The organism is Agarivorans sp. OAG1 (assembly GCF_037076485.1).
Taxonomy (GTDB): Bacteria; Pseudomonadota; Gammaproteobacteria; order Enterobacterales; family Celerinatantimonadaceae; genus Agarivorans; species Agarivorans albus.
Genome location: NZ_AP028990.1, coordinates 1612629 through 1635581, shown reverse-complemented (window position 1 = coordinate 1635581; position 22953 = coordinate 1612629). Strand labels below are relative to the sequence as shown.

Genomic DNA, 22953 nt, shown 5'->3' with positions numbered 1-22953 from the left:
TAACGGCCTTAACAGGCTTGATGTCGCTCTTTTCAGTTAGAAAAATGAAAAAACTCAAGAATTGAACAAAAGCTAGTGACTGCAATGAACAAGTTCTTATAATGCCTACAAATACTGACGTGGATTGACAAGTTTATGGAACACCCTCAAAGCAACGAAAATGTTGACCATCAAGAAATTGCACATTTTGCAGGCTTAGCCTCACGTTGGTGGGATAAACAAGGGGAATTCAAAACCCTTCACCAAATCAATCCACTGCGTTTAGATTATATTGAGCGCGGCGCGGCAGGCTTATTTGGCAAAAAAGTACTCGATGTAGGCTGCGGTGGCGGTATTTTAGCCGAAAGCATGGCGGTTCGTGGTGCCGACGTTACTGCTATTGATATGGGCAAAGAACAAATTGAAGTCGCCAAGCTACATGCTTTAGAAACCGGTAGCCAACTTAACTACTTACAAACCACTGCAGAAGCGCATGCCGAAGCCCATCAAGCGCACTACGATGTAGTAACCTGCATGGAGATGATAGAGCACGTACCGGACCCAGGCTCAGTGATTGCGGCTTGTGCCAGCATGGTTAAACCGGGCGGTAAAGTATTTGTCTCTACCATTAACCGAACGCCAAAAGCCTACCTTTATATGATTCTTGCTGCAGAGAAGTTACTAAAAATTGTTCCCGATGGCACTCACCAACATGACAAATTCATCCGCCCTTCGGAGCTACTAGCATGGGCCGACCAAAGCAACTTACGTAGTGAAGCCATTAGTGGTGTGCAGTTTACCCCTATTATTGAAAGCTTTCGCTTAAGTCGAAACGTAGATGTTAACTACATGGTGCAACTAGCTAAACCGGAGCAATAATGAATAAGCAAGCGGCGGTATTGTTCGACCTTGATGGTACCTTACTTGATACTGCACCAGACTTAGGCGCTGCTGCTAACTATGTGCTAGAGCAACACCAACAAGCGCCACTCAGCTTAGCCCAAGCACGCCAGCTTAGCTCTCACGGCGCTATCGGCTTACTAAAGGCTGGCTTTGGCGACCTTTGGGAGCAACAACCCCAAGCTGAATTACGCCAACAATTACTTGACTACTACGAGCAAAACATCTGCCAAGGCACCGACTTTTTCCCCGGTATTAAACAAGCTTTACAATGGCTTAACCAACACCAGATTCCTTGGGGGGTAATTACCAATAAGCCCGAGGGCTTAAGTAAGCAGTTACTTCGCTTCTTCCCTGAGTTTGAACAGTCGGGCGTATTGGTTGGCGGTGATACACTGCCACTGCGCAAGCCCGACCCGGCACCCATGCTTTTGGCTTGCCAAATCATAAAGGTTAAGCCTGAGAACTGCTTATATGTGGGCGATGCTGAGCGCGATATTCAGGCGGGTAACAATACCAATATGACTACCCTACTGGCCCTGTGGGGTTATCTCTCTGAAGAAGACGAAGTTGAGCAATGGGCTGCAAATATTCACTGCCAAAAAAGTGAACAGCTCGAACAAACAATAATCGACTGGCTGGGCGATTTGTAAGCAAGTTCAAGTTTTATAAAAATAAATTTTTTGAGTAAAATTTTACGAAAAAAAACTTGCATTAATGCAAGCTTAGTCAGCTTATATAGATAGCTAGTTAGTAACTACTAACATAGCCGAGTTATTTGCAAGTTATACACAATATCTTCAACTTTGCCAAGACTTGCGAAAAAGCCAAAACCTCATTATCTTGTATCCATAAAATTTGAAAACACTATATCTAGTGGCTAAGGAAAAATAGCAGTACTAGATCAGCAGTAGCGAAATTAGGATAACAGGGCCTCCCCTTCATGAATAAAGATCTTCTGATAACCAAACGCAGCGGTAAACAAGAAGCGATCAACTTAGACAAGATTCACCGAGTGATAACTTGGGCCGCTAAAGGCCTTAAAAATGTCTCGGTATCGCAGGTAGAACTTAAGTCTCATATCCAGTTCTACGATGGCATGGCCACTAAAGATATTCATGAAACCATTATTAAGGCTGCGGCAGATTTAATTTCTCAAGAAACGCCAGATTACCAATTTTTGGCCGCTCGCTTAGCAGTATTCCATTTACGCAAAAAAGCCTATGGTCAATTTGAACCACCTAAGCTTTACGACCACGTAGTAAAACAGTGTGAAGCTGGCCGCTACGACATGCATTTGCTTAAAGACTACAGCCCTGAAGAATTTGCCCAAATGGACGACTTTATCGACCATTGGCGAGACATGGACTTCTCATACGGCGCAGTAAAACAACTTGAAGGTAAATACCTAGTACAAAACCGCGTAACTGGTGAGATTTTCGAGAGTGCCCAGTTCTTGTATATTTTGGTAGCAGCATGTTTATTTGCTCACTACGACAAGTCGGTTCGCCTTGATTACATTCGTCGCTTCTATGATGCGACGTCTAAATTTAAGATTTCTTTACCTACACCAATCATGTCGGGCGTACGTACCCCAACCCGCCAATTTAGCTCTTGTGTATTGATTGAGTGTGGCGACAGCTTAGAATCAATTAATGCCACCGCTTCTTCAATCGTAACTTACGTTTCACAACGTGCGGGCATTGGTATTAATGCTGGCCGTATTCGCGCCCTAGGCAGTGAAATTCGCGGTGGTGAAGCCTTCCATACTGGTTGTATTCCGTTTTATAAGTATTTCCAAACAGCAGTTAAATGTTGCTCGCAAGGCGGCGTTCGCGGTGGTGCAGCCACAATTTTCTACCCGTTTTGGCACCTAGAAGTAGAATCACTTTTAGTACTTAAAAACAACCGTGGTGTAGACGATAACCGAGTTCGTCACATGGACTACGGTGTGCAGCTTAACAAACTGATGTACCAACGCTTGGTAAAAGGTGAAAACATCACCCTATTCTCGCCAAGTGATGCTCCTGGGCTTTACGATGCCTTCTTTGAAGACCAAGACAAGTTTGAAAGCTTGTATGTAAAATACGAGCAAGACCCAAGCATCCGTAAAGAGCAAATTAAGGCTGTAGACTTGTTCTCGTTGCTAATGCAAGAGCGCGCCTCAACGGGTCGGATCTACATTCAAAACGTAGACCACTGTAATACTCACAGCCCATTTGACCCAGCACAAGCACCGGTTCGCCAATCTAACCTTTGCTTAGAAATTGCCTTACCAACTAAGCCGCTACAACACGTACATGATGAAAATGGCGAAATTGCCCTTTGTACGCTTTCAGCCTTTAACTTAGGCGCTATTGAAGACTTAAATGAATTAGAAGAGCTGTCTGACCTTGCTGTTCGTGCTCTAGATAGCCTGCTAGATTATCAAGACTATCCAATCAAAGCCGCTAAGAAGGGCTCTGATGGCCGTCGTACCTTAGGGATAGGTGTTATCAACTACGCCTACTACCTAGCTAAAAATGGCACTAAGTACAGCGATGGCAGTGCCAACAACCTGACTCACCGCACCTTTGAAGCGATTCAATACTGGTTGCTTAAGGCATCTATGCGCTTAGCCAAAGAGCAAGGCGCTTGCCCTATGTTTAACGAGACGACCTACTCGAAAGGTGTATTGCCTATCGATACCTATAAGCAATCGTTAGACAAGCTTAGCGATGAGCCTTTGCATTACGACTGGGAAGAGCTTCGCGAAGAGATTACAACCCACGGTTTACGTAACTCAACGCTGTCTGCCTTAATGCCGTCAGAGACTTCTAGTCAAATTTCAAATGCAACTAACGGTATTGAGCCACCTCGCGGTTTTATTAGCGTAAAAGCCAGTAAAGACGGTATTTTGAAACAAGTTGTGCCAGAGTTTGAAGCACTTAAAGACAACTACGAATTGCTATGGGACATTCCTAGTAACGAAGGTTACTTGCAGCTAGTTGGCCTAATGCAGAAGTTTGTTGACCAAAGTATCTCGGCCAACACTAACTACGACCCAAGCCGTTATGAAGGTAACCGCGTTCCAATGAAAGCATTGATTGCTGACTTGCTAACCGCCTACAAATATGGGGTTAAAACGCTGTACTACCATAACACCCGCGACGGTGCTAGCGACCAACAAGACGACCTGAAGCCAGAGCCAGAAGATGATGATTGCGCTGGCGGAGCATGTAAGATTTAAGCCAAGTTTACGCGCTAAAGCGCATTAAGAAATTTTTAGGAAAAATGTAGATGAGCTACTCAATTTTTACTCAAAATGCCAACGATGCTACCAAAGAACCAATGTTCTTTGGTCAGCCTGTAAACGTGGCCCGTTATGACCAACAGCGTCATGAGATTTTTGAAAAACTAATCGAAAAACAACTGTCTTTCTTCTGGCGACCTGAGGAAGTAGACGTAAGCCGTGACCGTATTGACTACAACAAACTGCCGGCTCACGAACAGCATATTTTTATTAGTAACCTAAAGTACCAAACACTGCTTGATAGTATTCAAGGCCGCTCGCCTAACGTGGCGTTGTTACCACTAGTTAGTTTGCCAGAGTTAGAAACCTGGATTGAAACTTGGGCCTTTAGTGAAACCATTCACTCTCGCTCATACACCCACATTATTCGTAATGTAATGGGCAATCCTGGTGAAGTATTTGATGACATCATGGAAAATGAAGAGATCATCAAGCGCGCTAACGACATTGCCGGCTACTACGACGATCTGATTCAAGCCACCTCTATTTACCACCTGCATGGTGAAGGAGAGCATGAGGTTGATGGTGTTGTTCATAACATCACTGTGCGAGAGCTTAAGAAAAAACTATATCTTTGCTTAATGTCGGTAAACGTGCTTGAAGCGATTCGTTTCTACGTAAGCTTTGCCTGTTCATTTGCCTTTGCAGAGCGCGAGTTAATGGAAGGTAACGCCAAAATCATTAAGCTAATTGCCCGTGATGAAGCACTGCATTTAACCGGTACTCAGCACATGATTAACCTAATGCGCGAAGGCAAAGACGATCCAGAAATGGCTGAAATTGCTGCCGAGTGTGAAGTAGACGCATGGCGCATGTTTACCGATGCCGCAGAGCAAGAAAAAGAATGGGCAAAATACCTCTTCAAAGATGGTTCGATGATTGGGTTAAATGAAGACATTCTTTGCCAATACGTTGAATACATTACCAATACCCGCATGCAAGCAGTTGGTTTGTTACCTTGCTTTGAAGATCGCAGCAATCCTATCCCTTGGATTAACTCTTGGTTGGTATCAGACAACGTACAAGTGGCACCACAAGAAGCGGAGATCAGCTCTTACTTAGTAGGGCAAATTGACTCTAGTATTGATATCGACGACTTCGAGGACTTTGAGCTGTAATGTCTCAGAAAGAAGGCCGCGTTATTGCGGGCGGAATAGAAGTGGTGGTTGATAGCCACCACAAAAGCATCTTAGAAGCGTATGAACAAGCTGGCTTTACGCCGGAGTATCATTGCCGCGAAGGTGTATGCGGCGCCTGCAGAACCACACTAGTAAAAGGCGAAGTGGAATATAGCCACACGCCTTTAGCTAACATTCCTAAGGGGCAAATTCTTAGCTGTTGTAGCAAGCCCAAAGGCACTGTTGAGCTGGCCGAACAACCTCCTTTCAAGCGCCAAATCGCCTAACACCTTTTTATTAAACCATTAGTGCTAATTCTGCAGCCACTCATCTTAAGGCCGCTAGCCACACATGGCTAATCGTCAAACCGTACCGTTAAAATGAGAATCAACACAAACACAACAAAAAGATAAAACGGATACAGAGGACTTATCGGCGTAAAATAATATTCTTTGACTAAGGATTTGTTTAGTAACTCTTTACCATCAAAAAGAATATTAACAACAAATTTGTTACTTCGAGAGCTATATTGAATCGGTATATATTCAATACATATCTGCGAATCAATATGCTCACTAAAATCAGGGATATATGGCTGTATAAAAGGGCGATCCACATTAAATTCAAACCTACCTTTGTCATTATCAACAATAAGATACCAAGCAGAAATTGCTTTCCCCGTACTGTGCCCTTCACCAGTGTTAATATATGACGTCACAGTTCCACAAATTTCACTAGTATCCTCAAATGAGTAATCACTTCTAAAAAAGCCACTATTCTTTGGCAGTATTCCCAAAAGAAGCATACAAACCAATACCAAAAGAGCCTTTCTTTGCCAATTTTGATGAGGTAGTCCCAAACGCATAATAAACCCAATCGCTATAAGCCATTTTAGATCAGAGATTTTAAGTGGAATGCTATACTAGAGCACCGAGCAAAACGTTCAATAGCCCAATTGAGTGAAACTCTACTTTACTGATAAGCAACTAAGATTCAGGCTGTTTTCAAAATCCGTCAGTAAATGCGTTTGCATTCCCCCAGGTATGACTAATTGTCCGAGGTGTACTCAAACAAACATTATCGCTTTCGTTAATACTTGTCCCTGCGGTCCGCTTTTGGTGGACTATACTTTCAATAATCTCTTTAGTTTTTCGGCAAGTAACAGATAACTTAACTATCTGTGTTTTTCTTTGTCTTGTGAGGCCAACATGATCATTCGGCGTCAACCCTTAATAGCAATTAGTAGCAGCTTGTTGCTGCTTACCGCTGTGTTGATTGGCTGGAAGGTATTGAATCCGCCTGCGATTGGTGAAAACGCGATATGTCGCGCAGCTATCGCAACTCACTTTATGCAGCGCCAACTAGGACAAATTCAAGCACTACCCGACTACCCGCATCAATACGTAAGTGCCAGCCATTTAGGAGATGTCCCTAAATCTGTGGGCTGCCAAATTAGCGGCCAGCTCATCAGCATTAGTGAGCAACAACATGCGATAGCCAATTTGTACTTTGAACAAAAACGTAATCAAATTGCGATTATTGTGCCGCGACCAGCAGCACCTAGCCGAGTTAGGTTATTTACCCGCGAGCAGCTCACCTTTCACAAAGTACGTTTAGCTAAGCACGATTTAGCCACTGGCATTCATGAGATGTATGGCGAAGGTTTTGATACCAACCAAATTATTCAGCAAACTGTGGCGTTGCTTAAAGCCAACCATATTTGCGGCCAGTTGGAGCGCCAACAAAACTTAAGGTTATCACCGGTACCAGTGAACGATAGCTACATGAAGCAAGCGAGTATACTTACGCCTTATCTGATAAATATGGTGCAACGCTCGCCGCTTAATGTTGAAGAAATGCTTAAAACCAAACAACAAATTGCTGGCTTAGAACAGGGCTTCCAACAAAATACTCAAAGCTTGGTACAGTGGTTACAACAAACCGAAAGCAATACACCAATAGATAAACGCCTATTAGATTATCATTTGCGCGACTTACGCCGTGCCAATCCACGCTTATATTTGCCAAGTAACTGCTTGCAGGCTTACATTCACTCAGCGGAGCTAACCCAAACCTTATAAGTGTTAACAAATGTGTCTTAGCGCATGTTGTATTCGAGCATATTCGTTATACACTAGGGCTAATACTTTTGAGAGAGGATACATGCACGATGGTAACTGATAGTGAAGGTTACATTCAGTTAATTGGATTTTTAACAGATAACCTAGCGCTGTTTGAGCATACTCAAGCTCAGCAAAATCCCTTAACTATTTGCGACTATGTCTCTGAGCAACTATCAGAAAGCGTGATGTTGGTTTGTCGTCAACATGAGCATTTAGACAGTGAACACCGCTTTACCGTGATTCGCGAGATAGACGCAATCGTTAACGACTTAGAACAAGTTCTCTCTGGCGTGTGGATGTCTAGTCCTACCCAACAGCAACAGCAATTCATTGATGAGTTTGTTGGCTTAATCAAAAACATGTTTGATAACCAACTAATCGCAGTCGACCCTATTTAGTCATCGATTATTTATCACCGATAGCTTTAATACCATCGAGATGACTAAAGCAATGCTCCCGGGCAATATCTAAAAACGCTTCGATATAGGCGCTGTCTTGATGGCTTTCATGACGCGCCGCATACAAGTTTTGCCACAGTTTCCCATCCCCTAGCTCTCGCGTCACAATGTAGCCTTTGTTTACATATTCAGTTAATGCCCAATTTGGCAATACAGCTACCCCGCGGCCACTGGCTACCAGCTGCATCATCATAATGGTCATATCCACTTTACGCACCGCTAAGGGTTCAACGCCGGCTGGGTCTAAAAACAGATTAAACAGATCTAAACGATGAGTATCTACTGGATAAGAAATGAGCACTTGATTGGCAAAATCTTCTGCCTCTATTACCGGCTTGTCTACCAAAGGATGATTAGGGCTTAAAGCAAGGGTCGGCTGATAAGAGAACAGTGGCGAAAATACAATGCCTTCACTGGGCTGAGGGTCTGAAGTAATAACTAAATCCAGTTGCCCTTGGGCGAGCTCTGGTAAGGGTTCAAAACTAAAGCCGCTGCTAAAATCTAACTCAACATCTGGCCACAAACCTCGGTAATTATCGATCGCAGGCATCAACCAGTTAAAGCAACTATGGCACTCAATGGCTAGGTGCAAACGCCCCGCTTGACCACCAACTAAACGGGCCAGTTCGCGCTCGGTATGTTGAACTTGCTCTAGCACACTATCTGCTAACTCTAACACCCGTAAGCCTGCCATAGTAAAACGCAAAGGCTTGGTTTTACGCACAAACAGCTTCGCACCAATGCGCGATTCTAACTCTTTGAGCTGATGCGAAAGAGCCGATTGGGTTAAGCATAAACGCTGCGCAGCTACCACCAAAGAGCCGGTTTCTCTTAAGGCTTGTAAGGTTTTTAAGTGTTTGAGTTCTAACATAGTCTCGCAGTAGTCAATTATGTTGCGCCGTCAGTTTATCACCATCTAACGCGGTTCTGCGCTTTCATAATAAAAAATCCTGAAAAAGCGCAATTAGCTTGCCTAAACACTTGCATGCTACCGCAAAAAATAAGTTAATACGTTTATTGTAAAGGGACCCATAATCATCATGTATCAAATAGAGAAGTCACATAAGCTAGACAACGTATGTTACGACATTCGTGGTCCAGTGCTGAAACAAGCAAAACGCCTCGAAGAAGACGGCCACCGCGTTATCAAATTAAATATTGGCAACACTGCCGAATTTAATTTTGAAGCCCCTGAAGAAATTCTGGTAGATGTTATTCATAACCTACCTACCGCCCAAGGCTACTGTGACTCAAAAGGTTTATTCTCTGCCCGCAAAGCGGTGATGCATCATTATCAATTGCAAGGCTTACGCACTACTACCCTAGAAGATATCTATTTAGGTAACGGTGTGAGTGAGCTAATCGTAATGGCCATGCAAGCGCTACTTAATAATGGCGATGAAATGTTAGTGCCAGCTCCCGACTACCCATTGTGGACAGCCGCTGTAACACTATCTGGCGGTAACCCAGTACATTACGAATGTGATGAACAAGCAGGCTGGTTCCCAGACATTGAAGATATTCGCAGCAAAATTACTCCTCGCACCAAAGGCTTAGTGGTAATTAACCCTAACAACCCTACTGGTGCAGTATATAGTAAAGAGTTGCTTCTAGAGTTAGTGGAATTAGCGCGTCAGCATAATCTGATTTTATTTGCCGACGAGATCTATTCGAAAGTCATTTATGATGAAGCCCTGCACGTACCTCTATCTACTTTGTCAGACGACGTATTAACCCTCACCTTTAACGGTTTATCTAAGGCTTATCGAGTCTGTGGTTTCCGCTCGGGTTGGATGCTGGTGAGCGGCCCTAAACATCGCGCTAAAGATTACATAGATGGTTTAGACATGTTGGCCTCAATGCGCTTGTGTGCCAATGTGCCAGTTCAGCATGCCATTCAAACCGCCTTAGGTGGTTACCAAAGTATTAATGAGTTAATCGTACCAGGCGGTCGCTTGTATGAGCAGCGCAACTTAGCTTGGCAACTACTCAATGATATTCCCGGTGTAAGTTGTGTAAAACCGCAAGGCGCAATGTACTTGTTCCCTAAGCTTGATGTGAAAAAATTCAACATTAAAGACGACCAACAATTCGCCTTAGACTTACTGCAACAAGAGAAAATTTTGGTGGTGCAAGGTACTGGCTTCAACTGGACCAAACCAGATCACTTCCGCATTGTATTTTTGCCTCGCGAAGAAGAATTACGTGAAGCGATTGGCCGCATCGCCACTTTCTTAGATGGTTATCGCCAAGCCGACTAATGGCAACTCACTTGCAAAAACTCAACAAGGGTGCGTTAAGCACCCTTTTTTATTGTGTTTAATTCAGCCAGATGCATTAGCTTAAGGTCATGTTATTTTTAGAAAATCTGTTGTAGTGTAGAGCTTGTACCAATCACATTAAGTAAGTGATCAGAAATAACGCAGGAAAAATACTCGAGAATAAGGCAGAACTTTTCGATAAGTAGCTATTCTACGATCAAAAATTCTAACGCAGTTATCGAGCATTTTAACCAGATAGAATGAACGGTTACTTAGTACGATTGGTATTAAGCAACTTGGGAGCGTGCAATGAGTGAACTAAGCCAACAAGCTGGAACAGCAAGATACGCCGAAGAGCAAAATCAACGACGTAACGATCATCGCAGCGTTTGGCAGCGAGACAGAGCGCGAATTTTGCATTCTGCAGCCTTTCGTCGCCTGCAAAACAAAACCCAAGTCCTCAGCATAGGCAACAACGATTTCTACCGTACTCGCCTCACCCACTCACTTGAAGTGGCACAAATTGGTACTGGTATTGTTGGCCACATTAGCGCTAACAATCAGCCACAAAATTGCGTATTGCCCGAGCTTAATCTTATCGAGAGCCTTTGCTTAGCTCACGACATAGGTCATCCGCCCTTTGGCCACGGCGGTGAAGTAGCGCTCAACTACATGATGCGTGACGACGGCGGTTTTGAGGGAAATGCACAAACTTTTCGTATTCTCACCAAGCTTGAACCGTATACTCGCGCAAATGGTATGAACCTTACCCGGCGAACCCTGTTAGGCATAATGAAGTACCCCTGCCTGCTCAGCCAATTGCAACGAAACCCGCTACCACCAGTAGCTAAGAGCTTTCGTCAGTTAAAAGTAGCGGACTGGGCGCCAGCTAAAGGTATTTATGATGATGACAAGCACCTTTACAACTGGGTGCTTGAAAGCTTAAGCCAAGCTGATAGAGCTACCTTTGTTGACAGTCGCAGCCTAGGCGACGCACATCACCGTAAAAGTAACTACAAATCCCTAGATTGCTCGATAATGGAGCTGGCTGATGACATTGCTTATGGCGTGCATGATTTAGAAGACGCTATAGTGATGGGCATAGTTAGCCGACACGACTGGCAAGAACAGGTAGCCTCAGCCATTGCAGATATAAAAGATTGCTGGCTAGCAGATGAAATAGGCGGGCTGTCGGTTAAGTTATTTAGCCGGCATCACTACGATCAAAAAGATGCTATTGGCAGCCTTGTGAACGGCTTTATCACCGCTATAAGCTTACAAGCGCAAACAAAATTTGAGGAACCTCAGCTGGACTATCAGGCTAAAATGGATCCTCCCATGGCGCAAGCCCTAGATGTATTAAAACGCTTTGTATTGCACTATGTGATTCAAACACCTGAGATAGAAATGGTTCGCTTTAAAGGCCAGCAAGTAGTTATGGAGTTATTTCAAGCTTTTGCCAGCGATCCAGAGCGTTTACTGCCCATCAATACTCGCAGCCGTTGGTTGCAAGCAGGTGAAGACAACGAAAGCCAAGCCAGAGTGATTGCAGACTACATCGCGGGTATGACAGACGACTATGCAAACCGTTTATTTCAAACACTTTTTTAGCAATAAACCACACAAGTTGAAATAGCACTATCGGTCCTAGTATATCTAGCATGTAACTAGTAACACTTGCAGCAGAAGATCGCTTATTTTGCAAAAAATACAGCGATTTTTTGTTAGTTTTTCTAGCTAGACAACAACTTTAATAAACCGTTTACAAAGCCGTTTATTAGCTTGATTTCCATCAAGCTCTTTTCTGGATAACACACTAAATTTAAAGGAGAGAAAACAACAAGAGGTATCGTTATGATTAAAGTAGCCGACATCATGACCACTAACCCGCATACTGCTTTTGAGCAGACCACGCTTGAAGAAGCTATTAGCCTATGTAACGAACACAAAATTCGCCATCTCCCTATAGTGGATAGTCAGCAACACCTTATTGGTTTAGTGAGTGAGCGAACCTTGCTAGCTGCACAAGAATCAAACCTTAGCAAAACTTCGGAAGCTCAGCGCCGCGCACATGAACAACAAATTATGCTCAAACACATTATGTTGACCAAGTTGCATACCGTAGATGCAGCGGCAGGGGTTGGACAAGCCGCTAAGCACATCGAACGGCATCGCATTGGCTGCCTGCCAGTGGTAGAAGGTAAGAAGCTGATCGGAATAATTACCGATACTGACTTTGTAGGTGTTGCAATATCATTGCTAGAAATGCTGGCAGAACAAGAGCCTTTAAGCCCTGACGCATAAGGTAATATTACAACAGTATTTCAGTATTAGCGTGACACACAGCTAAGTAAATTAGAAAAAACCTGTATATTTTAGTAAAAAATTTACAAAAACAGGTTGTTTTGTGAGCTTTGTCACGCTAAGATTAATCCATAAATTGCTTGGCGCTCTCATCCTATGGCGTCGCATTCAGCCGATACTGAATTTGTCGATTTATGGGGCCACTAATCGCCCCTGCTATTGTGCTCTTAGCGATAGCACGTATTAGTCATTCCTTATGTTTTTTGTCCAGCCTTGAGCTGGATTTTTTTTGTCTGCAATTCTTCCCACAGTCAATTTCACTTCACTTTTTTAACTAAAGCCAAACTAAGCCCACCGCAGCAGTGGTAAGCTATAGATTGCTACTATTCTCATCTATCAAGCTTGTTAAGGATTTAAAGCTATGATACTTCGCTTCACCCCGCTGTTACTCTCCTTGTTAGCAACTATCGCCCAAGCTTTCGATCAGGGAGAAACCATAAACATACCAATGACCGAACAAGGTCTGCTGTGGAATAAGCAAATACAATTAGAAGCAACTTTATATAAACCCGCAGGCGAAGGCCCTTTTCCATTGGTCATTTTTAACCATGGTTCAACTGGTCCCGGCGTAATACCCGACACACTAACCATTAAGCCATGGGGATTTGGCGCTTACTTAAACAAACACAACATTGCTTTGCTAATACCAATGCGACGAGGCAGAGGCGCATCACAAGGCCGGTATAAAGAATCTTACAATTGCAGTGTAAACAGCGTTGAATCCGGTATTAACTACGCGTCCCAAAGCCTAGATGCCACCATGCAATACCTGCAGCAACAAACTTGGCTAGACCAAGAAAAAATTGTCATTAGTGGGCATTCCCGAGGAGGATTGTTGTCGGTAGTTTACGCAGCTAAACACCCTCAGAAGTTTAAAGGCGTAGTTAATTTTTCCGGCGGTTGGATGGGTGGCCAATGCCAAATCAAAACCCCACTTGCCAGTAATCAAGGCCTGTTTAGCCAGGCTGCGAACAACAACCCCTTGCCACACCTATTTATGTATGGCCGAAACGATCCTTATTACTCAGATAGTGAAATTGAAAGCTATGCTCAAGCTTTTGAGGAAGCCGGCGGGCAGATCGATTTTCAGGTTTATTCTCTGGGCTCATCAGCAAACGGCCACGCGCTATTTTATGAACATAGTGACTTCTGGATCGAAGGTTTTAAGCAATACATGCAGCAACTGGATTTAATGTAGCTAAAGCTGCCTAAGTGCCGCTGCCTAATATATGCTTAGTGAATGAACTATTTAGCTCACTTTCAGATTGCACAGCATACTAACACGTCTATTGTGGGCGCTTTTCTGGGCGACTTTGTAAAAGGACAAAATTGGCAAAGTTACCACAGCGAGGTACAACTTGGCGTAAAGCTACACCGAAAAATAGATAGCTTTACCGATCAGCAAGTCAATCAACTGGGTTTAGCTCACTGTTTTCAAACCAGTTTAAGACGCTACTCTGGTATAGCCCTAGACGTGTATTTCGACTATTTGCTGAGTTTGCACTGGCAACGTTTTTCTACCAACTCACGTTCTGAGTTTATAAGCCAGTGTTATGCAGAACTCCAGCATTTCCCACTAACAGACAAAGCCAAACATACCGCCAGCCATATGCGTGAATATGATTGGTTAGAACAATACCAGCATCAAGACAGTGTTGCCGGCACCTTACGCGCTATTAGCCGGCGACTGCGCCGCCCGGCAAAGCTAGAGCTGTTGTACGAGGATATTCTTTGTCACTCTGCAGAACTTGATGCAGCATTTTTAGCGCTTTACCCTAAGGTGCTTCTTCACGCTCAAGAATTTGTGAGCAACTATCAGACTAATTAAATAGAAAAAGAGCAGCCCTTAGGCTGCTCAAATAGGTGTTACATAGCGTTTTTATTATTAGTGTCTAAATAGTAAATCTTAGCTAAATTGCTCTTCTTCGGTAGAACCGGTTAACGCGGTTACTGAAGATTGACCACCTTGAATCACGTTGGTTACTTGGTCAAAGTAGCCCGTACCCACTTCTTGTTGGTGAGCTACGAAAGTGTAGCCTCGGTCAGCAGCTTGGAACTCTTTCTCTTGAACCATGTTCACGTAGTGCTTCATGCCCTCGCCCTGCGCATAGTTATGGGCAAGATCAAACATGTTGTACCACATGTTATGAATACCGGCTAAGGTGATGAACTGGTACTTATAACCCATGTCGCTAAGCTCTTGCTGGAACTTAGCAATGGTTTCATCATCTAGATTCTTACGCCAGTTAAATGATGGTGAACAGTTGTAAGCTAACAGCTGACCTGGGTGCTTAGCATGAATAGCTTCGGCAAATTTACGAGCTTCTTCCAAGCAAGGTGTTGCAGTTTCACACCAGATTAAATCGGCGTACTCTGCATAAGCTAGGCCTCGGCTAATCGCTTGGTCGATACCCGCACGTACTTTGTAGAAGCCTTCAGCTGTGCGTTCACCTTCTACGAACTCGGCATCGTAAGGGTCTACATCTGAGGTTAGCAAGTCTGCAGCGTTAGCATCTGTACGAGCAATCACCAAAGTAGGGACACCGGCAACGTCAGCCGCAAAGCGTGCTGCAACCAGTTTTTGCACCGCTTCTTGGGTTGGAACCAATACTTTTCCGCCCATGTGGCCACATTTTTTAACTGAAGCAAGTTGATCTTCAAAGTGAACACCAGCAGCACCCGCTTTGATCATGTTCTTCATTAGCTCAAAGGCGTTTAACACCCCGCCAAAACCCGCTTCTGCGTCGGCAACAATTGGCAAGAAGTAGTCTAAACCACCATTGGCAGGAGACAGACCATTGGCCCATTGAATTTGGTCGGCACGTTGGAAAGAGTTGTTAATGCGCTCAACCACTTTAGGCACAGAGTCTACCGGGTATAGCGATTGATCAGGGTACATACTAGAGGCAGAGTTATTATCGGCGGCAACCTGCCAACCTGATAAGTAGATAGCTTCGATGCCCGCTTTAGCTTGTTGAACGGCTTGGCCACCGGTTAAAGCGCCTAAACAGTTAACATAACCTTTTTTGGCTTGGCCGTTTACTAAGGTCCATAGCTTCTCGGCGCCACGTCGAGCAATGGTGTTTTCAGGGATAATAGAACCACGCAGTTTCACTACTTCTTCAGCAGTGTAAGGACGCTTAACGCCTTTCCAGCGAGGGTTCTCTGCCCAGTCTTTTTCTAATGCTTGAATTTGCTGTTCTCTTGTTAATGTCATGTTCAATCCCTCTTAGACTCTATTCCTCGATACAAGTAGCTTGTATCACTCATTCACGTAGTTTTTTGGTACCGCTATTTGTGCGGTTACTCTTTAATTAATGCCAAGCAACACAGGCTTGGAAAATACAACTCGATACTTTTAACTTTTGCTTTTTTTGTCTAAAAGTACCGAGCTAAGTTTGGAGCGCCGTATCAGCATAATTGTTGCTTTTGACTGTGGCTTTTGCTCCTTATCTAGCCTTGTTATTAAGCTCGTTGGCCACTGCTTATTAACCTGGTCGGCTTTATTTAGCTAAGTGTTCACCTGTTTGTAAATTGCCACTGTATCTAACGTAAATTGCGACCCAAACATGTAGCTTTTACGTAGTTGTAATTACAGTTACAAAAATAAAACAGCCTCAATGATAAACACCAAACCTTGTCTTAAACCGGAAAAATAATTAAACAACCGTTTAAAAACCTCCCCAAGACCCTGTTTTTTATAACACCCAGAAAAACAAAAGCAAAGCTTTATTTAAAGTATTAACTCTATTTCATTAACAAATAGTCAACCTTCCGTTTACTACCTTTGTCGAAAAAAGAAATTTAATTACGTAACATAATAACAAGTTGACGAACAAGTAACCCAAAACCCCGACTTAATTGACGCTTACGTAAAGGTAAATTAGTTGACTGGGTCTCATAGAAGGACAATTAGACGAAAGTTACATTATATTTAATAAGCACTTACAGGCTGTTTTAAACAACAGTTTAAAATCGTATTAACGGTGTTGATTTCGCCAACTAAGCAACTAAAGATACATAAGCGGGAAAAGTTGTTATTAAACAGAAATGGATTTTTGAAGAGATCAGACCAGAGAAATGAAAAAAATTTAAATATTTTTCTCTAAAAACTAAAAAAGCTGGCCAATCGCCAGCTTTTTTATCACTTAAACCTTAGCCTTAAAGCAGCTTTTCCACTTCATCTCCGGCTAAATGGCGAATATCTTTACCTCTTACGAAGTAGATAATGTACTCAGCAATGTTTTGACAACGGTCACCTACTCGCTCAATAGCACGTGCAGCGTTTAAGGCATCTAGCACTTGAGGAATAGAACGAGGGTCTTCCATCATATAAGTCATCAACTCACGAATAAGGCGCTCGTATTCTTTATCCACCTTTTTGTCTTCTTGGTGAACACTCCACGCCATTTCTACATCCATACGTGCGAAGCCATCTAACACGTCATGCAGCATTTTGGCGGTGTGCTGGCCCAAGTGCTCTAAGCTACTTAGAGACGCCTTAAGCGGTTTATCCATGTTTCGCTCAACCATACGGGCAATGCTTTCTGCTGCATCACCAATACGCTCTAAATCAGCAATGGTTTTAATAATCGCCATTACAATACGTAAGTCACTAGCTGCAGGTTGGCGCTTAGCAATAATGCGAGTGCACTCTTCATCAATAGCAACTTCAAAAGAGTTTACTTTGCTGTCGGTGCTAATTACCTTGCTCACTAACTCTGCGTCAGGTCGGCTTAACAGGCTAAGGGCGTCAATCAGTTGCTGTTCAACTAAGCCACCCATTGCCATAATTTGATTGCGCACATGATCCAGTTCAGCATTAAACTGACCAGATATGTGTTTGTTCATGTTTAACTTATCCATATCTTTTCCTCAGCGACGGTTTGGTTAACCGTAACGGCCTGTAATGTAATCTTCGGTTTGCTTCTTCGCTGGTGTTGTAAACAAGGTATTGGTATCAGCATATTCCACCATGTCGCCCATATACATAAAGGCTGTTTGGTCTGATACTCGCGCAGCTTGTTGCATGTTGTGAGTTACAATCACCACGGTGTAACGACTCTTAAGGTCGTTAATCAACTCTTCAATCGTCAATGTAGAAATTGGGTCAAGTGCTGATGTAGGTTCATCCAATAATAGCACTTCAGGCTCAATCGCAATGGCGCGGGCAATTACCAAACGCTGTTGCTGACCACCAGATAAACCAAAAGCATTCTCGTGTAAGCGGTCTTTTACCTCTTCCCACAAGGCTGCACCACGTAGTGAGCGTTCTACTGCTTCATCTAATACGCGACGATCTTTAATACCTTGCAGGCGTAAACCATATACTACATTTTCGTAAATAGACTTTGGGAATGGGTTTGGACGCTGAAACACCATACCAACGTTACGACGTAGCGCGGCTACGTCTACGCTTTTATCGTAAATGTTCTGCCCGTGTAGCAAGATCTCTCCGCTAATTTTACAAATATCAACCAAGTCATTCATACGGTTAATACAGCGCAATAAGGTTGATTTACCGCAGCCCGATGGGCCAATAAAGGCGGTAACTTGCCCTTTAGGGATCTTCATCGACACATCGAACAAAGCTTGTTTGTTGCCGTAGTAAAGATCCAGGTTCTTTACTTCCAATGCAGTTTGCTCTGCAGTTAAGTTAGCCAAATCTAATTTAGTATCTCGACTATTTTCTGTATTCAAAGAAATCATTTTTTTTCCTACAAATTGCCGTTAGCTTATTGGTCTAACGTTTTAAACTTTTCGCGTAAACGGTTACGGATTTGGATGGCTGCTAAGTTTAAGCCAATAATAACCGTTACCAATAAAAATGCCGTGGCGTACACCAAAGGTCGAGCTGCTTCTACGTTCGGGCTTTGGAAACCCACATCATAAATGTGGAAGCCTAAGTGCATGAACTTGCGCTCTAGGTGAATGAACGGGAAGTTGCCATCAAGCGGTAATGTTGGTGCTAGTTTCACTACACCAACTAGCATCAATGGTGCAACTTCACCGGCTGCACGGGCTACCGCCAAAATAAGGCCAGTCATAATCGCCGGGCTCGCCATAGGAATAACAATACGCCACAGCGTTTCTGCTTTAGTAGCACCTAAAGCTAGTGAGCCTTGACGCACCGCACTAGGAATACGCGACAAACCTTCTTCGGTAGATACAATCACCACTGGTAAGGTAAGAATAGCCAAGGTTAGGGCTGCCCAAATTACACCAGGTGAGCCAAAAGTTGGCGTAGGTAGTGACTCTTGATAGAACAAGGAGTCAATACTGCCACCTAGCATGTATACAAAGAAACCTAAGCCAAATACACCGTAAACAATAGAAGGTACACCAGCTAAGTTAATTACCGCGATTCGTATTAAGCGAGTAAAACTGTTATTGCCGGCATACTCGTGCAAGTAAATCGCAGCTACAACCCCTAGAGGCGTAACAATAACGGCCATCAACATCACCATGAATACCGTACCAAAGATAGCTGGGAATACCCCGCCTTCGGTATTAGCTTCACGTGGCTCAGACACAATAAATTTAACCGCTTGATGCCCCCAATGTGCTAGTTTTTGGAACCAGTTCATCTCATTTGGGAAGAACACATCCAATACATTATCCATTGGAATTGTCACCAACTCACCGCGCATATCACGGATAATCAGTTGGTCACGGCGTGCATCATCACGGTAAGCAAATAGTTGCTTCTCAAGTACCAAGTAGTCTTGGTGCAATTGCTCGGCGTCGGCTTCAATACCAGCTAAGCGTTCAGGCGTTAGCTCATCTGCCAGCTCATACTTACGCTGCTTTAAACGTAAACGCTCTAGGCTGTAGTTAATGCCACCAATATCATGACGCTGCAGCGAGTCGGCTTGATCAATAATGCCATTAGAGCGTTCTAACAACTCAAACAGCTTTTCGTGATCAGCATCATCAGCAGCATTAATGGTGGTGTCACCTTTAACAATACCTTCAACGTAACCGTAAAAGTTACCATTGGTGCGACGCTCAACTACCGCAATGCCTTCAGGCTGCTTTTTCGATAAGATTTCATTCTCGGTTAACCAACGAAAATCTAAGTTTACGTATTCACGGTTACCGGTCTTAATCAAAAAGCGCTCTACAAAGTCGCCATCTAAGCCTTCTAAATTTGCACCAGAGGCTTTTAAGCGCTCAATAGGCACAAGCTCGGTGTCATACAACTCGCCAATCACAGTTTGAGTTTCACCAAACTGTTTAACTTCCATTTCAAGTACAGGACTTGGCCAGAAATAGACCAGACCGCGTGCGGCAATTAACAGCAGCAATCCAATCACTGCTACTAAGCTTATGCTTACCGCACCCGCTGTCATCCAAATCCACGGGTTACCTGATTTAAACCACTTATTCATCGGTTAGTTCCCATATCCCTATTTACAGCGAGCTGTATTTGTCGCGCAGACGTTGGCGCACAAATTCAGCAATGGTGTTAAATGCAAAGGTAAATACAAACAATACAAAGGCTGCTAAGAACAGCACTCGGTAGTGAGAGCTTCCCACTTCAGACTCTGGCATCTCTACCGCAATGTTTGCCGACAAAGTACGCATGCCTTGGAAGATACTCCAATCCATTACTGGCGTATTACCGGTAGCCATAAGTACAATCATGGTTTCACCTACTGCGCGACCAAGGCCCATCATTACTGCCGAGAAAATACCCGGGCTAGCAGTTAAAATCACCACTTTAGTAAGGGTTTGCCAAGGCGTGGCACCCAATGCTAAAGAGCCATTACTCAAATGCTTTGGCACCGAGAAAATCGCATCTTCTGCAATAGAGAAAATCGTAGGAATAACCGCAAAGCCCATGGCTAAACCCACCACCATAGAGTTACGTTGGTCGAAGTTAATGCCTAGCTCGTTGGTTAGGTATAAACGTGCATCGCCGTCGAACATCCATTGCTCAAGCGCTGGACTAATTTGGATACAGCCCCAGCCAATAAACAAAACAACTGGAATAAGTACGATTGCATCCCAACCTTCAGGCAGCAATTGGCGTACTTTCTTCGGCATTTTTGACCAAGCAAAAGCAGTGAGCAAAAAGCCTACCGGTAGCAACAACATAATGGCAATTACGCCAGGTAAGTTGTCTTCAATTAATGGCGCTAACCATAAACCCGCCAAAAAGCCCAAAATTACCGTGGGTAAAGCTTCCATAATTTCTACGGTAGGCTTAACCACTTTGCGCAGTGGCGCTGACATAAAGTAAGCAGTGTAGATAGCCCCAGCTAAAGCAATAGGCGCTGCAAACAACATCGCGTAAAAAGCGGCTTTAATGGTACCAAAAGAAATTGGCACTAAGCTGAGCTTAGGCTCAAAGTCATCACTGGCTGAAGTTGATTGCCAGACATATTGCGGCTCAGGGTAACCTTCGTACCAAATTTTGCTCCACAAGGCACGCCACGTTACTTCTGGGTGCTCGTTGTCTACGTGATAAAACTCAAGACCGTTTTCAGTCTCAGTAAGTAGACCACTGGCTCGCGGAGAGAAGGCTAAGCTAAAGGCTTTAGCATCGGTCATTTCGCGAACTAAACGGCCACCGCCGGTTGTGTGGAATAAGGTAATAGAACCATCTTCCCCACTTACAGCAAAGCCCTTACGGAAGTACTCAACGCCAATTTCGTTTACTTTAGCGCCTGCATCAAATTCACGAATTTGCGTAAGCTTACGTACCCCATCTTTTGCAACATCAAACCACTGGCTTACTTTGCCATTGTCGTTTGCAACAATTAATGAACTAGCACCGGTTAGTAAGGCAATATCAGTGACATTGCTGTCGGTGCTATTAATAAAGTCCACTGAATTTAAGCGCACATTATCAATATCGGAGATATTGTAGTTAGCCAGCTGATTGCCGTTACGAATGTATAAACGGCGTAAGTCTGGCGTTACCAAAATTTGATCGATGTTGCTTGGCAAGCTAGGGATGTCGGCCGTTTCGGGCAGCCATTCCAAAGACTCACTAAACATGTCTTCTTCGGCTTCGTAACGAACCAACAAGCCTCGGCCATCGGCGGTAACTGCTGCCACCACTGCCGACTCTTCTTGACGCTCAAAAGCCAACTGCTCAATGGCTTGGCCTTGTGGGTCAATAACTAGCGCTTGCTCACCCATCGGGTAAGCAATGCTTGGCGTAATTAAACGCTTGTCGTTAGGGTAACTAATACCAAATTTAGGTGAAACTATGTAAGCCAAGCCATCACTGGTACCGTAAGCCACCAAACCTTGGTTTGGCACTGTGCGGTCTGACGCAGTAATGTCTGCTTCAACTTGATAGTCTTGAAACTCGCGCTGGCTATCGATTAGGTTAAAAAAGCTTAACTGCCCGTCTTCATTAAAGCGGTAGGCAATTTCGTTTTGCTCTTCAACACCAATAGCCACTGTGGCACTGCTATCTTGTAACGGAATCGTTTTAGATTTTTCTAAACTCGCGCCGTAGAAGATAGGTGCAACTACATATAATAAATAGAAGAAAATTAAGATCAGTGCTAATAGAACAACAATCCCGCCAGCACTTACGCTGTAGCGGGTTAGTCGGTCCTTAATTAGCCGCTGAGCACTACTATTAAATGACACTGACTGCGTCATATATCCCTCACAATTTAATAGGTCTGGCGAAAGTATATGGCAGTTTTATGACAGTATTGTTACAGGGTGAAATACTAAAAAAAAAGTCACAATTGAGTGGGATAAAAAACGTTCACCAACTATGATTAACAAGTGTATGTTACATTTGTATGTACCTAATATTACAAAGAAATTATATTGCATGCTTGGCTGGCTTTTTACCCAAGCGCAGCTTTTAGTAGCTTCCTAATTACTTAAAAGCTATGCATACTTTAAACCCTCGGAAACATCGCTAATAGTTTGCTGTCATAAAACTATTGTGCGCTAGGCTATGGAGCAACAAGATGAAACAACTCGTGGTAAGTGTAATTGGCAAAGACCGACCTGGTATCGTTGATCAATTATCCTCATTAGTCGTTGAACACCAAGGTAACTGGCTAGCCAGCAGCCTAACCGAACTTGCTGGTCAATTTGCCGGAATATTGCACTTAGAAGTTGATGAACAGCACCTCGACGCACTTAGTCATGATCTACTTAACCAAGAAAACCTTTTGGTGAATATTGCAGAGGGCGATAGCAGTAATAGTGAAGAACAACAGCAAGTAGCAATAACCGTTACCGCGAATGACCGTGTGGGCATTGTGCAAGAGGTGACTCAAGCGCTAAATACACTGGGCGTAAGCTTAAGCGAGATTAATACTCACGTTGCCAGTGCTCCCAACTGGGGAGGCCTAATATTTACCGCTAATCTCACAGTGCCATGCGCCGACGATGAACAACTGGGAGCAATTCAAGAGTCTTTAGAGTCACTAGCCGATGACCTGATGGTAGATATTGAACAAGACTAATCCCTTT

The 22953-nt window shown here is 43.7% G+C and carries 20 protein-coding genes; 13 read left to right on the top strand and 7 right to left on the bottom strand.

The genetic code is table 11. The features are described from left to right. Window positions 1–135 precede the first annotated feature (135 nt). The 5 genes from ubiG (at window position 136) to yfaE (ending at window position 5576) form a co-directional block, all read left to right on the top strand. A complete protein-coding gene (gene ubiG / locus OAG1_RS07660; RefSeq protein WP_016401724.1) occupies window positions 136–858 on the top strand; it encodes a bifunctional 2-polyprenyl-6-hydroxyphenol methylase/3-demethylubiquinol 3-O-methyltransferase UbiG in 723 nt (240 codons plus the stop codon). Further along, window positions 858–1532, top strand: coding sequence for an HAD-IA family hydrolase (locus OAG1_RS07655; protein WP_338625411.1), 675 nt, complete (start codon window positions 858–860; stop codon window positions 1530–1532). The genes ubiG and OAG1_RS07655 overlap by 1 nt, the downstream gene beginning before the upstream one ends. 290 nt (window positions 1533–1822) lie before the next feature. After that, window positions 1823–4108, top strand: coding sequence for a class 1a ribonucleoside-diphosphate reductase subunit alpha (gene nrdA / locus OAG1_RS07650; protein WP_338625409.1), 2286 nt, complete (start codon window positions 1823–1825; stop codon window positions 4106–4108). A 50-nt stretch (window positions 4109–4158) separates the two neighbouring features. Continuing rightward, entirely contained in the window at window positions 4159–5289 is a 1131-nt protein-coding gene (gene nrdB, locus OAG1_RS07645; protein WP_220720956.1) for a class Ia ribonucleoside-diphosphate reductase subunit beta, read from the top strand. Beyond that, entirely contained in the window at window positions 5289–5576 is a 288-nt protein-coding gene (gene yfaE / locus OAG1_RS07640) for a class I ribonucleotide reductase maintenance protein YfaE (RefSeq protein ID WP_152781350.1), read from the top strand. Before nrdB ends, yfaE begins: the two co-directional genes overlap by 1 nt. Before the next feature lie 68 nt (window positions 5577–5644). On the opposite strand, the gene OAG1_RS07635 is transcribed toward yfaE, so the two are convergent. After that, the gene (locus tag OAG1_RS07635; RefSeq protein WP_338625404.1) at window positions 5645–6154 is read right to left on the bottom strand and encodes a hypothetical protein; all 510 of its coding nucleotides are present in this window, start codon (window positions 6152–6154) and stop codon (window positions 5645–5647) included. 343 nt (window positions 6155–6497) lie between these two features. Between OAG1_RS07635 and OAG1_RS07630 the strand changes: the two genes are divergently transcribed. Beyond that, window positions 6498–7370 carry a hypothetical protein gene (locus tag OAG1_RS07630; protein WP_016401729.1) on the top strand — a complete coding sequence of 291 codons (873 nt, stop codon included), beginning with the start codon at window positions 6498–6500 and terminating at the stop codon, window positions 7368–7370. Window positions 7371–7459: 89 nt separating this feature from the next. After that, window positions 7460–7810, top strand: a complete 351-nt coding sequence (locus tag OAG1_RS07625; RefSeq protein ID WP_016401730.1) for a DUF3802 family protein — start codon at window positions 7460–7462, stop codon at window positions 7808–7810. Window positions 7811–7817: 7 nt separating this feature from the next. Here the strand turns inward: OAG1_RS07625 and OAG1_RS07620 are convergent, their stop codons facing one another. Continuing rightward, window positions 7818–8741 (bottom strand): LysR substrate-binding domain-containing protein, encoded by a 924-nt coding sequence (locus tag OAG1_RS07620; protein ID WP_016401731.1) that lies wholly within the window; start codon window positions 8739–8741, stop codon window positions 7818–7820. A gap of 169 nt (window positions 8742–8910) precedes the next feature. On the opposite strand from OAG1_RS07620, the gene OAG1_RS07615 reads away from it, so the two are divergent. The 5 genes from OAG1_RS07615 to OAG1_RS07595 all read left to right on the top strand — a co-directional run bounded on the left by OAG1_RS07615 (window position 8911) and on the right by OAG1_RS07595 (window position 14323). Next, window positions 8911–10131 carry a pyridoxal phosphate-dependent aminotransferase gene (locus OAG1_RS07615; RefSeq protein ID WP_016401732.1) on the top strand — a complete coding sequence of 407 codons (1221 nt, stop codon included), beginning with the start codon at window positions 8911–8913 and terminating at the stop codon, window positions 10129–10131. A gap of 309 nt (window positions 10132–10440) precedes the next feature. Next, window positions 10441–11742 (top strand): anti-phage deoxyguanosine triphosphatase, encoded by a 1302-nt coding sequence (locus tag OAG1_RS07610; RefSeq protein ID WP_338625398.1) that lies wholly within the window; start codon window positions 10441–10443, stop codon window positions 11740–11742. 243 nt (window positions 11743–11985) lie between these two features. Then, window positions 11986–12435, top strand: coding sequence for a CBS domain-containing protein (locus tag OAG1_RS07605; RefSeq protein WP_016401734.1), 450 nt, complete (start codon window positions 11986–11988; stop codon window positions 12433–12435). A 421-nt stretch (window positions 12436–12856) separates the two neighbouring features. Beyond that, a complete protein-coding gene (locus OAG1_RS07600) occupies window positions 12857–13693 on the top strand; it encodes an alpha/beta fold hydrolase (RefSeq protein ID WP_338625395.1) in 837 nt (278 codons plus the stop codon). 42 nt (window positions 13694–13735) lie between these two features. Next, window positions 13736–14323 carry an ACP phosphodiesterase gene (locus OAG1_RS07595; protein WP_338625393.1) on the top strand — a complete coding sequence of 196 codons (588 nt, stop codon included), beginning with the start codon at window positions 13736–13738 and terminating at the stop codon, window positions 14321–14323. 78 nt (window positions 14324–14401) lie between these two features. Here OAG1_RS07595 and aceA read toward each other — a convergent pair whose 3' ends face one another. The 5 genes from aceA to OAG1_RS07570 all read right to left on the bottom strand — a co-directional run bounded on the left by aceA (window position 14402) and on the right by OAG1_RS07570 (window position 22119). Next, window positions 14402–15712, bottom strand: a complete 1311-nt coding sequence (aceA, locus tag OAG1_RS07590) for an isocitrate lyase (RefSeq protein ID WP_016401737.1) — start codon at window positions 15710–15712, stop codon at window positions 14402–14404. 944 nt (window positions 15713–16656) lie between these two features. Beyond that, complete coding sequence (phoU, locus tag OAG1_RS07585) at window positions 16657–17361, bottom strand: phosphate signaling complex protein PhoU (RefSeq protein ID WP_016401739.1); 705 nt, start codon at window positions 17359–17361, stop codon at window positions 16657–16659. A 24-nt stretch (window positions 17362–17385) separates the two neighbouring features. Then, a complete protein-coding gene (pstB, locus tag OAG1_RS07580; RefSeq protein ID WP_016401740.1) occupies window positions 17386–18204 on the bottom strand; it encodes a phosphate ABC transporter ATP-binding protein PstB in 819 nt (272 codons plus the stop codon). A 26-nt stretch (window positions 18205–18230) separates the two neighbouring features. Further along, window positions 18231–19886, bottom strand: a complete 1656-nt coding sequence (gene pstA / locus OAG1_RS07575) for a phosphate ABC transporter permease PstA (protein ID WP_338625389.1) — start codon at window positions 19884–19886, stop codon at window positions 18231–18233. Window positions 19887–19908: 22 nt separating this feature from the next. Beyond that, a complete protein-coding gene (locus OAG1_RS07570) occupies window positions 19909–22119 on the bottom strand; it encodes an ABC transporter permease subunit (RefSeq protein WP_040307150.1) in 2211 nt (736 codons plus the stop codon). Window positions 22120–22442: 323 nt separating this feature from the next. On the opposite strand from OAG1_RS07570, the gene OAG1_RS07565 reads away from it, so the two are divergent. After that, the gene (locus OAG1_RS07565) at window positions 22443–22946 is read left to right on the top strand and encodes an ACT domain-containing protein (RefSeq protein ID WP_338625387.1); all 504 of its coding nucleotides are present in this window, start codon (window positions 22443–22445) and stop codon (window positions 22944–22946) included. The last annotated feature ends 7 nt before the right edge of the window (window positions 22947–22953 follow it).